Here is an 11,599-nt window from a genome sequence, read left to right as displayed (position 1 = left end):
TTGAAGGTATCCTTCTGATAACAATTTTTCAGTGAGGAATGGTGAATATGGTTAGTACAACACAGAAGGTCTTAAAAGCAATGAGGATTATGTTAGCAGAAGAAAAGAACAGGGCTGGACTGAGTTATAAAGAGGTTTGGACAAGATTGGAGAGTATTCCTGCATTAAAAAAAGAATTATACATTGATGGAAAAAGGCGAGAGGGAATAGTAGTGGGTCTCACTACTCGAATTAAAGAAAACAAGATTGATGGAATCAAGATAATTAAAAAGGACAACAGAGTCCTGTATATTTCCCATTCCAACGATTTTGAGTTTCTCCACCAAGTAACATCTAATTTTATAGAGCAAGTTGAGGATATTAAATCAAACGAAAACTATTCGAAGAAACAAAAAGAACTATTATGTAATTATCAAGAATTGATTTATGAATTAAGACAGTTGCATCCACTTATGCTAAAAGAAAGTGAAGAAACTAAACAAAATATTTCTATTGGTTCAATTTGATAAATAAAAGAGAAATGCGGAAATAAAAGTATTTGTTCTTTCAGAAGAGCATATTTTATAAATAACTAAATCAAAATTAATGTAGTGTTGTGTGATGTTAGTTAATACTATATTTATTCTTTTATAGTACTTTTATAGAAGCTGTTTCAGACTTGTTTGAGTACTGTTTCATTTTGTTCCTAATTAATATACAATAATACTTATTAAAGTATTGGAGTGTTATTATGAAAAGAAAATTGGGTTGTTTGTTGAAGGGAATAGGTATAACATTTCTAATTTTATTTATAGGTGGACTTTTTATTCCAGATGAAAAAGAGAATGTAGAGAAAGCTACTCCTTCTTCAAGCAATACAAGCACATCGACTACAGTAGAACAAACATTTGCTGAAATTGATGTACAAGCAATGAAGGAAACTTTTACAGAAACTATGAACAATGATTGTGAAGGGCTTTTGACAAGATGGGAAAGCACAGGCTCCGATTACCAAATTATGACGCTAACTTTTATTCAAGATGTAAAATACCTGGATGATAATCAAAAACAGATGCTTATGGATAAAATAGGCAAATACTTTGATAATATTCGAGAGTCCTTTTTGGCGCAAGGTAATCATATCTACATCACGTTTAAGACAGAAGATGGGACAGTTATAGGTAAAAGTACCATGATGACGCCTAATGTATATAAAGTGAAAAATTGAATCTAACAAAATGAGGTAGCATTTTCCTATGCTATCTCTATCTTTTTCTTATGTACTATCTACAAGCTCATAGTAGTCGTTTTAAGCTGTTTTAAGAAAGTGACACACATTTATTCCAAACCAATCTTAAATCACCCTAGCGAGCTTCCTACGAGCACTTAATGCCAAACTATTCATTTTGTTATCTGCAATCTACACGAACGCTGAAGCTTAAGTATTTGTACCATTTAATCATGTTATAGTATATTGTCTAAAATGCTCGTAGAAGCCCACCATTCAATTTCCAAAATTAAATTCATATTTACCCTAAACTAATTCTAAACATCTTAAAACGGCTCTCAGAGCTTCCTATAACTAATTCAATCAATTTTTATCCCAATAAGATATTTCATCCAAAAATACTATTTTGAACTTTTTATTCCCCTTAAAACTAATATAACAAATTCGTTTTTAAAATAACGCTAAATCCTCAGCTTTATACAGAAAAATATTTTTCTTAAAACAACAATTTTTAAATCACGAAATAAAAGGTTGATTTAAAGCCGAGCAAGCTGTTGACAAAACTAATTATTAAGAATTTATAAAGAGGTTTCATTTAGTAAAATTCTAGGCTATTTAAGATAACAGTACCTAAAATGAAAAGCTGATAAAAATCTCCAGAAATGAAACAAATTTTAGTCTATAATATACTTAAGACTAAAGTAAAACGTATTCTAAACCAAAAAACAAAAAAACACTAAGCCAAAAATCTAGTATGTGGAAAGAGGTATATAATATTAGGTGAAGGTAATATACAAGCATAGTAGATTAATGAATAGTGAAGATAAAAAGCATATAAGAGAAAACAGAGCGCTAGCGAGAAGCAATAACAAAGGAAGACAGGAGGAAGAAAGGTTTAGGATATCCGAACCAGTATCCAGCCTTAACATAAAGCAGTTTCAGTGATGTACATAAAGAATATTAATCCATACCACAACACCAGATTTGAGAAATAAAGGATGGTTATAGTGCAAGGGGTTGAAGATGAAAAGTAAGTATTGCGAGGTCAAGTTTATGAAGATAAGTTTATTTAAAACAAGTGAATTTTTGATGGCAGCATTAAATTTTATAGCAGCTCTAATCTTAATATTCAGTAGTAAGCAAAGTTCTATAATCCGATTTGCAAGTTTCGTTTTTTCTATAAATTTTATCTTATGGATTTACAAGGCTAATTTGAAAATAAATGGTAGAAGAACTTAGGCATTTTCTCAAATATACGAGGAAAGGTCTATTTTTTATGTTATTGAATTATTTATCAACTTCAAAATTCTGAAATGAATCCAAGAGTGATACTTTTTAAAAGTAGTAAAGAATTTTGAAGGAGAGTGAAGATAATCATGTCAAAAATGGTTGGGTATTGCAGAACTAGTAAAGGTTCTCAAAATAATGGAATAGAGGTACAAAAAGAAGCTTTAGAAAAGTATAATGTAGATTTTATGTTCATCGAGCAAGTAAGTGGAAGAAAAGAAGACAGGAAGGAGTTAGCAAAGGCATTAGATATTTTGGAAAAAGGAGATACATTAATTTGTTATAAAATTGACCGTTTAGGCAGGAGTACAAAACAACTAATCAATATTATGTCAGACCTAAAAGAAAAAGGTGTCAATGTGATTTTTATTAAGGAAAATATTGATACCGCTACAGCTTATGGACAATTAGTATTTACCATTCTTTCTGCAATTGCAGAACTGGAAGCCTCTTTTATTTCTGAAAGAACTAAAGAAGGATTAAGTATAGTCAAGAGTAAAGGTAAAAGGCTAGGTAATAAACCTTTATCTCAGAAAGTCGAAGATAAAATCATTGAGAAATTAAGGCAAGATAATTTGACCCAAAAGCAAATTGCTTTGCAATGCAATGTGAGCATTAGAACTGTACAAAATGTGAAAAAGCGCAACAAAGATAAGATTTTTGAAGATAATTGTTCAAATCGCAACTAAATGTGGTAAAATTTATTTATTAAAATAACTGTTGTTAGCACACAGAACGAACGATGTGCATATAGTAGGAAATAAAAAAATATACATAGTGAAAGCTTGTTATAAAAGGAACTTCTCTTTTATAATGGGTCTTTTTTTGTACATAAATGGGTCGTTCGTTTGATGCATACCATAACAGTTGATTTATCAAGCATTATTTGATTTATTTTACTCAAAAGAAAGAGGGAAAAAGTTTGAAAAAGAATACTTTAATTGGATTAGGTTTAGGAATGTTATGTGCTACTACATTTGCATTTACAGAAGAAGTAAGTGCTGCGGATATGCATCGTTTGTATAATCCAAATAGTGGGGAACATTTTTATACTGCGAATAGTGGAGAAAAAAACAATCTAACAAAAGTTGGGTGGCGTTATGAAGGAATTGGCTGGACTGCACCAAATAGTGGTACAGCAGTATATCGTTTATACAATAAAAATGCGGGAGACCATCATTATACTTTAAACCTTGCGGAAAAAAATCATTTGGTGAAGGTTGGATGGAAATATGAAGGAATTGGGTGGTATTCAGATACAAAAAAAGCAATACCGCTTTATAGAGCTTATAATCCAAATGCTAAAGCAGGCAGTCACAATTATACCACCAATTATGCGGAACAAAAGAATCTTTTAAAAGTTGGCTGGCGTAATGAAGGAATTGCTTGGTATGGTGTGAGTAAAACTGCATCTACACCAAAACCAGCAGTGCAAAAATATACTGTAGTAGTGAAGCATGTTGGTTCGGATAGTAAAGTTCTAAAAACTTCTAATGCAAATATCGAAAAAGGCAAGTCATTTACAGCAAGAGCAGAAAATTTCAATGGATATACATTGAAAGGCAATAACCAACAAACTGTAACAGTCAATGGAAACAAAACAATTACCTTTAATTATACGAAGAATGCAGTACCAGTACAAAAATTTAAAGTATCTATACAATATAAGGAAAAAGGCGGAAAGTTATTAACAGCTACTATTGATACAGCAACAGTAGAAAAAGGGAAGCAATATACAGCAACAGCAAGAACGTTTTCAGGTTATAAAGTAGAGGGAAGCAAAACACAAACAATAACAGTAAATAGAGATACAACTATCACCTTTAATTATCTAAAAGATGCTGTTAAGGTTGATAAAACAGCTTTAATTGCCTATTACAATGACTTAGTCAAAAATACTGTTTTAACTGATTATACTAAAGATTCTCAGGTCAATTTTAACCAATCAACTAGTTCAATCAAGGTTTATTACATCGATAAAGCAGATGTGACTCAAAAAGATGTGGATGCTGCATTAGCCAATTTAAAGACATTAAAATCCAAACTTGTATATATCAAAACATTGAAGCTAAAAATTGATGAAGCAAATAAAATCATTAAGGGGAATAAAACAGATGCTTCTTGGTCAGCATTCCAAACGAATTTAACCAATGCAAAAACTATTTTAAATAAAGCAAGTGCTACCCAAAAAGAAGTTGATACAGCATTGATTAATTTAACAAACGCAATTTCCAATCTGAAAGATAATCCAGCACCAGAGGTTAACAAAACAGCATTACAGCAGGCTATTTCTAAAGCATCTGCAATCAGTAAAGGAAATTATACAGATGCAAGTTGGAATAACTTGCAGACTGTTCTAACAAATTCAAAGAACACTTATAATAATGCTAATGTGACTCAAGCGCAGGTAGACCAAGCCACAACAGTGTTAAATCAAGCTATCAATAATTTGCAGGTAAAACCTACTGAGGATTTAACTACACTTCAAAACCAAGTAAACCAATCTGCACTAACACAATGGAACCAACATAGAGCAAGTTATGGAAAAACTCAGGTAAGTAATCAAGCAACACTTCAAGCAGGAGCAAATCTTCGTGCAAGAGAAATAGCACAAGTATATGACCATTACCGCCCTTCAGGCTATGATTCTATTGATGGAGAAGATAAAAATGGTAATTATGGGAATACATTATCAGAAGAAATTGGATATATAGTACAACGACCACACCCAAGTATTCCAAATGCTATGTTAGTAAGTAGGGATATAGTAGGAGAAAATATTGCAAAAGTTTATGATGTAGATATTGCTTGGATTAAATCAACAGGAGCAACATACGCAATTCAAAGTTGGAAAAATTCATCTGCACACAATAATATTATGCTAACAGATGGAAGTACACGTAAATACAACCAAGGTTCAATAGGTACATTTATAGAAGATAATGGAAATGGAACATACAATGTGTATTATGTCTTGCTGTTAGGGTATGACACTAATTTATAGAAGGATAAAGTAGTACAATAGAAGGGAAGAGTATTATGGCATTTAGAGTAGAAGAATTTGCAGCTGCAATTAATCAATCAAACTTACTTTTAGAAAAAGGAAAGCTTGTTATTATCAATAATCGAGGGATTAGAGAAGAATACACTTCAGAAAGTGAGATTGTTGGCAAAGGGACAGTAGGATTTTATAGTGATAGAATCATCTGGACAGAAAATGGTAAAGAAGTAAGTAAGAATATTTCAGTTATCAAGTCAGCAAATGGAATACCAACAAACCAGTATAAATAAAAGAAGGCAGGAGAATATGGGATTATTTGACGTATTAAAAATTTTATCAAAAAATAAAAATGCACCAGATAGTGAACAAATCTTATTGTATAAAGATAAGATTGATGAATTAGAGAAACAGCTACCAAATAAGAACATTTCTAAAGTTTTACTGACTAAGTGTGACTTGAACTTCAGTGTTTCCATTACAGAAAATGAGTTGGCAATTTATGTAAGTGTTGGAAACAATAGTTCTTCTACCAGCTTAGATTCATTTGATTCAACCATCAATGAATTTAATGATACTGAATTATTCAACTTTATTGAGCAATCAATAAAAGGCTATGAAGAAACTTCTATCAAAGATTTATTTTGTATAGATGAAAGCTTTGGTGGAATGGGAATCCACATTGATTTTGATGATGCAAAAGAGGAAACATTGGTTGTAGAATTATTTTATTTTGCTAAATCAAAAGTTGATGCGCATAATTTCAAGTACAATGAGTATGATACAGAGCTGAATGAAATAGAGCTATCCAAAGAGAACCAAGTGCTTATAGGAAACATTTTAGATAAAGTTGAGCAAAATAATTATTCTATTACTCATCCAATCAATAAAGAAATTGGCGAATACTATGAAAACTATCTAAAAGACAAGCTTAATTAAATAATGTAGACACTCCAATAAAAGGAGTGTCTATTTTTATGAAAACAAAAAACAAGCTATATTCCATTTCAAATATTTCATGCTTTAGAATAAGTACATAAATTTTTAGAGGAGTATTTAAGTAAAATTGATCCAGATGAAAATTTTTATTTAGCTAAAAATGCACAATAAATGCTATAAAACAGGCGGAATTAATATGAAGTACAAAAATGTTGAAAAGCTGATAATAATTTCAAGATTTAAAAAGAATCAGATGTTATAGTTAACTTAGTAACAAAAACAACTAAAAAATAAGTGAGGAGGAATACATGAATAAGAAAGATATGAAGATTATAAAATCAGTAATAGAATTAATGAAAGAAAACAATTATGAACTAAATGCAACAAGTCAAAGAGATTACAACAAATACATAGTCTCAGTTTTACAGAAAATTATTTGCAATGACGATTAATACATATGGAACACGATTAATAGGAAAAATTTAAAGCCAAAAAAAGGGGATAGTCAATGAAAGTATACGTTAAAGCAGTTTTAAACACAGAGGATAGGATTCAATACATAGTGAAAGCAGTAGAAGATAACAGAGTGAGGGGCTATTCAGTATCTAAGAATAGAGAATTTACATATTTAAGAAACAAAGAAACAACTGAAATACTAGCAGCGTTTGAAGCAATAAATTACGCGTTTTGGTGGTTAAAAGGAAAAGGATGGACCAAAAAAATTAAAATTTATACAGATGTTGACGCCATTCCTGGTTACTTTTTCAGAAAAAGTTGTTATGAAGTCTCAGGAATCAATGCAATAAATAAAAAGTTTTATTCTCTAAAAAAATCACAAAGAGATTTTGACTCAGCATTAATTGACTACAGTGAAGATATCGAGGAGATTTTAAAAATACAACTTGCCAAAATTGACAGAAAAGAAATAGAAGATAAAAAGAAAACGGGAGAACCAGCCAAGCGAGTCAAGTTTACTGAAGAAGAGACAAATAAATTTATAGCAGAGTTAGAAGCATTGAAATAATATGCTTTTTCTTTGTTACTAAAAATAGAAGTTGCTTGGATCAAAATAGGGCTTTGTTGAGGCTTCAAAATAAAGTTCCGGTAATTTACCGGAAAAATGTCGGAAAATTCCGGTAGTGAGAAAAACCTTAAATATTTTGGGAAAAGAACGCTCAAGAACATTTACTACTGTAAAGGGGGATGCTGTTTTATGACGGCACGTTGTTTCTAAAATATTAAAAAGAAAAGGAATATTTTTTTATGCAATTTGTAGTATCTTTTTAAGGAATAGGGTGTTATAAATTGAAACAGCACAAATTGGAGATGAAGATATTGTATTGAAATTTTTTTGAAAGTGGATTATATAAGTGGGCACATTTTATATTAATAATAGGCATTTTGATTGGAATGGGATTCACTGAGAAATATCCAAATTCAGTATGGTATATTTTAATATTGTGTTCGTTTGGATTGAATGTTATGTTATCTTTTCTCAAATATATGAGTTTTAGGAAATGATTTATGCTGCTAATAATGGAAACAATATCTAAGATGTCATAATACAATGTGAGTTATAGTAAATAAATCTGACTGGCAGTATGTAAACTTGTCTTTTGTGAAATATAAATTTTTCACATGATTAAAGGATAATCAAGCATAAAAATTGACCATTGTTTTGTATAACGATAAAGTTAACATGTAACTGGGATGGAGTCTTTGCTTTATAGCATTAATTATTTTGACAAAATGTGAACTGAATGGAGACGTATTATGAAAAAAGGATTGACAGGTTTTCAAATAAAAATTATTGGAGTAATAACAATGGTATTTGACCATGTGGGAGAGTTTATTATGGTTGCTCCAACCTGATTTCATTGGATAGGGCGGGTTACAGCACCAATATTTCTTTTTGAGAGTTCAGAAGGATTTGTTCATACAAGTAATAGAAAAAAATATATGATGAGATTGCTGATAGGATTTTGGGGTATGGGCATATTAACTACTATACTTAATAAATATTTTGCAGCGGAAAATCAAGCTATTGTGAATAATATTTTTTCTACACTTTTTCTAGGAACAGTATACATGCAAGCTTGTGAGTATTTTAAAATAGGATTTAAAAATAAACAGATTAAGGTAATTGGTAAAGGACTGCTATTCTTTTTAACCCCTATACTTACGACTATCGGAATAATTATTTTAATGTCAGGAAATATCCAATCTCATTTAACATTTTTTAAGTTATATGTATTGCTTATTCCTAATCTAGCAATAGTGGAAGGTGGTTTCCTCTTTGTAGTGTTAGCAGTTCTGTTTTATCTTTTTCATGGACACAAGGTTGGGCAAATTATTTCACTTATTGTTATTGGAGGAATTAGTTTGTTTGCCAATGGATTAGATGCAGCATTTACTACTAATTATCAATGGATGATGATTTTTGCTTCAATTCCAATAATTTTATATAATGGGGAAAAAGGAAAAGGAATGCGAAATTTCTTCTATTTCTTTTATCCAATTCATATTGCAGTACTAGCAATCATAGGCTTTTATATAAATTAAGTTTAATAAGCATCATGTGAATCACTTAATCAGCTTTTTAGCCAGCGGATTAAGTGATTTTTTTTTGCATGAAATAGTTGACTGTTTAGATTTAATAAAAGGAACGAATTTGAAAAGTATGTAATGGGTCAAAAAAAATATACGGTAGACAAAATTGTTGAAAAAAATTTTAGATTGAAAGTAATTTATTATAAAAGTAAGATGCATTAAATTAGGAGGTAGTAATGATGAAGATAACAGAAAAAGAAAAGAAGACTATAAAAAAATTGGTAGAAAGCTTAGAAAAAAGTGACTACTTAGTACCAAAATTGATGGAAGTGAAAGTGAATAAATTTACAACAGAAATTTTCAAAAAATTATTGGATGAGGGATAAAATTTAGGACAAAAAGTTGTGAGTGGGATTGATGAAATGAGAGAACTTTATGTCCTATGGATACAATTCTATATGGACAAGAATACATATGGATGGAGATAGAAATACAAAGAAAAATGATGATGAAAAGCAAAAATTTTTATCTTAGATTGTAAAATTTCATCAGCAATCTCATCACTTGAATTTTTAGAAGCAACTTTTTGTCCATAGATAAAATGAACCTTTTGTCCAATTAATGATAAAAAAATTTATGGACAAAAGGTTAGGAGGCTGAGGCAATGAATGAAGATAGTTTAAAAAAAATTGGATTTGATGAATTTGATGTAGGTATGCAAGTAATGGCGGAATTTAAGAGGGTATCTAAAAATCAAGAAATTATCAAGGGGATGGAACATACAGTAAAAGTTATTGGTAGACCAAGAAAGATAACAAAGCAACAATTATTGAAAGCATACGGTTTGTGGGAAAAGGGAAAACTAACACAAAAAGAAGTAGCCAGAGAATTAGGTGTTTCAATAAGAACAATAAATAGAAATTTTAAGAAATTGGAGAGTGAAGATAATAGTATACATAGAAAATAAATTAACCAAAGAGGAAGTAAAAGAAATTATAGAGAGTTTGAATCAAAAGGACAGTGATATTGCCGAAGCAGTAGAATATTTTGTAGAACACTTGAAAAATTCAGAATTAAAAGGATTTAAATTAAGTTATTCGAATAAAAATGTTGGTGAATATTTTCATCACTTAAATATTTATGTAAAACAAGAGAAAATAGAGAAGAATTATACATATGATTTTCCGTTATGTTTAGAAGAGTTTTTTCAAGGGAAAGAAGATTTTTTAAACTGGTATGAAGAGGAAATTTGTTATGTAATAAATGAATTGTTAGAAGATGAATTGAGAGGAGAGGATTAAAAAAATGAGATTAGAAGAAAAGATGGATATTATACTTGCAGAGTTGAAGGAAATGAAGGTAAAAAATGACAGAAGAGATATAGATTTGATGCTAGAAAAATCAAGAATGAAAGTGGAGTGGATTTTAAGAGGGTATCTTGCAGGAATAGAAAATAAAGCAGATTGGAAATTAAACTTAATAGATTTTTCAATGAAGTTGCATATAAAGGAACAAAAAATAGATATTTATTTGGATGTGCACCACAATTCGAAAAAAGAAAATTTTAGTTTTGACACCTTGTATAGCTTTTCTATCAGTGATTTCAATACATACAATTTTTATGAAAAAAGATTTTTAGAGAAACTGTTAGAAAAATTGAAGCAAACGAACGTTCTAGAGCTTAGCTTAAAGTAGTTCATATAATAGAAATCTGGAGGAGTGACATGTATTGGATTAGAGTGGCGGTTGTCACTCTTTTTCAAGATGTTGGATGGTCAATCAGAGGGGGACGTAGTAGAGCAATAGGTGGGATAGAAAATGTATTATTGCAAGTAGATTTATTAGATAGTCGAAAATGTTCAATTAGGGTGGTCAATTAGAAATTAAAAAATAGGAGAGGATGAAAATGAGTAGGTTAGCCTATGTCAGGGTATCAGATAAGAAGTTAAATTTACAAAATCAAAAACAGGTATTAGAAAAATACAAAATTGATAAATGGTTTGAGGACGATGCTGTATCAGGAAAAAGTATGGAGGGAAGAGATGGATTAAAGGAACTATTGGGTTATGTTAGGGAGGATGATTTTATTTATGTTGTGAGCTTAGATAGGCTTGCTAGAAGTCAAAAAGACCAAGAAATTATTTCAGCACGGATTAAATCATGTGGAGCAACTATAGTCCCAGTAGATATTATGGAAAATTTGGGATTTAGTGAGGTACCAGCGGATGGGATATTGAAAATGGTATGGAACATTATTGAAGTAGTGACAGCATTTAAGGCAGAGCAGGAGAGAAAAGACATGCTGAGACGGCAGGCTGAAGGTATAAAAAGAGCAAAGAATGAGGGAAAGTATTTAGGCTCTAAGCCTCGATACCGGGCAAATACTAAGAACAAAAAAGACCTTCTAATTTTTAATGAGGTAGTAAAAAGGTTAAATAATAAGCAAGCAATTTTAAAAATAGCAGAAGAATTAGCTATATCTCGCAACACTGTTAAATCAATAAAAACAAGAGAAAAGCTTTAAAAAGATTCTGACAGTATATATATCCAATACTCAATAATTATTGAAAATACTATCCACCAATAATTTACCCAAGAAGCAGGCACAATACACCTGC

General features: G+C 30.4%; 13 protein-coding genes and 1 pseudogene. All 14 read left to right on the top strand.

The genetic code is table 11. The annotated features are described in order from the left end of the window. Positions 1–47 precede the first annotated feature (47 nt). The 14 genes and pseudogenes from IGI52_RS05080 to IGI52_RS05015 all read left to right on the top strand — a co-directional run bounded on the left by IGI52_RS05080 (position 48) and on the right by IGI52_RS05015 (position 11,505). Positions 48–506: a hypothetical protein gene (locus IGI52_RS05080; protein ID WP_438780635.1), complete on the top strand. Its 459-nt coding sequence runs from the start codon at positions 48–50 to the stop codon at positions 504–506. Between the two features lie 224 nt (positions 507–730). Beyond that, positions 731–1,207, top strand: coding sequence for a hypothetical protein (locus IGI52_RS05075; RefSeq protein WP_438780634.1), 477 nt, complete (start codon positions 731–733; stop codon positions 1,205–1,207). A 1,376-nt stretch (positions 1,208–2,583) separates the two neighbouring features. Then, positions 2,584–3,183, top strand: a complete 600-nt coding sequence (locus tag IGI52_RS05070; RefSeq protein WP_438780633.1) for a recombinase family protein — start codon at positions 2,584–2,586, stop codon at positions 3,181–3,183. Between the two features lie 233 nt (positions 3,184–3,416). Next, complete coding sequence (locus IGI52_RS05065) at positions 3,417–5,498, top strand: MucBP domain-containing protein (protein WP_438780632.1); 2,082 nt, start codon at positions 3,417–3,419, stop codon at positions 5,496–5,498. A gap of 35 nt (positions 5,499–5,533) precedes the next feature. Further along, a complete protein-coding gene (locus tag IGI52_RS05060) occupies positions 5,534–5,785 on the top strand; it encodes a hypothetical protein (RefSeq protein ID WP_438780141.1) in 252 nt (83 codons plus the stop codon). A 16-nt stretch (positions 5,786–5,801) separates the two neighbouring features. Further along, a complete protein-coding gene (locus IGI52_RS05055) occupies positions 5,802–6,431 on the top strand; it encodes a hypothetical protein (protein ID WP_438780631.1) in 630 nt (209 codons plus the stop codon). A gap of 308 nt (positions 6,432–6,739) precedes the next feature. Next, entirely contained in the window at positions 6,740–6,883 is a 144-nt protein-coding gene (locus tag IGI52_RS05050; protein WP_438780630.1) for a hypothetical protein, read from the top strand. 56 nt (positions 6,884–6,939) lie between these two features. Beyond that, entirely contained in the window at positions 6,940–7,455 is a 516-nt protein-coding gene (locus IGI52_RS05045) for a hypothetical protein (RefSeq protein WP_438780629.1), read from the top strand. Between the two features lie 749 nt (positions 7,456–8,204). Further along, positions 8,205–8,993 (top strand): annotated as a pseudogene (locus tag IGI52_RS05040) (TraX family protein). Positions 8,994–9,220: 227 nt separating this feature from the next. After that, entirely contained in the window at positions 9,221–9,367 is a 147-nt protein-coding gene (locus tag IGI52_RS05035) for a hypothetical protein (protein WP_438780628.1), read from the top strand. Between the two features lie 278 nt (positions 9,368–9,645). Further along, positions 9,646–9,948: a winged helix-turn-helix transcriptional regulator gene (locus IGI52_RS05030; RefSeq protein WP_438780147.1), complete on the top strand. Its 303-nt coding sequence runs from the start codon at positions 9,646–9,648 to the stop codon at positions 9,946–9,948. Beyond that, on the top strand, positions 9,920–10,282 hold the full coding sequence (locus IGI52_RS05025) for a hypothetical protein (RefSeq protein WP_438780148.1): 363 nt from the start codon (positions 9,920–9,922) through the stop codon (positions 10,280–10,282). The genes IGI52_RS05030 and IGI52_RS05025 overlap by 29 nt, the downstream gene beginning before the upstream one ends. Before the next feature lie 4 nt (positions 10,283–10,286). Then, entirely contained in the window at positions 10,287–10,676 is a 390-nt protein-coding gene (locus IGI52_RS05020) for a hypothetical protein (protein ID WP_438780627.1), read from the top strand. A gap of 211 nt (positions 10,677–10,887) precedes the next feature. Beyond that, positions 10,888–11,505, top strand: coding sequence for a recombinase family protein (locus tag IGI52_RS05015; RefSeq protein WP_438780626.1), 618 nt, complete (start codon positions 10,888–10,890; stop codon positions 11,503–11,505). Positions 11,506–11,599: the final 94 nt, after the last annotated feature.

The organism is Enterococcus sp. DIV0187, assembly GCF_051713785.1.
GTDB classification, from domain to species: Bacteria; Bacillota; Bacilli; order Lactobacillales; family Enterococcaceae; genus Enterococcus_A; species Enterococcus_A avium.
The sequence above is the reverse complement of the archived record's forward strand: the minus strand, read 5'-3'. Positions and strand labels throughout refer to the sequence as shown.

Bases quoted from the DNA above. Each gene is read 5' to 3' on its own strand.
- IGI52_RS05015 (WP_438780626.1), top strand. From the start codon at position 10,888: ATGAGTAGGTTAGCCTATGTCAGGGTATCAGATAAGAAGTTAAATTTA.
- IGI52_RS05070 (WP_438780633.1), top strand. From the start codon at position 2,584: ATGTCAAAAATGGTTGGGTATTGCAGAACTAGTAAAGGTTCTCAAAAT.
- IGI52_RS05075 (WP_438780634.1), top strand. From the start codon at position 731: ATGAAAAGAAAATTGGGTTGTTTGTTGAAGGGAATAGGTATAACATTT.
- IGI52_RS05050 (WP_438780630.1), top strand. From the start codon at position 6,740: ATGAATAAGAAAGATATGAAGATTATAAAATCAGTAATAGAATTAATG.
- IGI52_RS05080 (WP_438780635.1), top strand. From the start codon at position 48: ATGGTTAGTACAACACAGAAGGTCTTAAAAGCAATGAGGATTATGTTA.
- IGI52_RS05060 (WP_438780141.1), top strand. From the start codon at position 5,534: ATGGCATTTAGAGTAGAAGAATTTGCAGCTGCAATTAATCAATCAAAC.
- IGI52_RS05020 (WP_438780627.1), top strand. From the start codon at position 10,287: ATGAGATTAGAAGAAAAGATGGATATTATACTTGCAGAGTTGAAGGAA.
- IGI52_RS05045 (WP_438780629.1), top strand. From the start codon at position 6,940: ATGAAAGTATACGTTAAAGCAGTTTTAAACACAGAGGATAGGATTCAA.
- IGI52_RS05030 (WP_438780147.1), top strand. From the start codon at position 9,646: ATGAATGAAGATAGTTTAAAAAAAATTGGATTTGATGAATTTGATGTA.
- IGI52_RS05035 (WP_438780628.1), top strand. From the start codon at position 9,221: ATGAAGATAACAGAAAAAGAAAAGAAGACTATAAAAAAATTGGTAGAA.
- IGI52_RS05055 (WP_438780631.1), top strand. From the start codon at position 5,802: ATGGGATTATTTGACGTATTAAAAATTTTATCAAAAAATAAAAATGCA.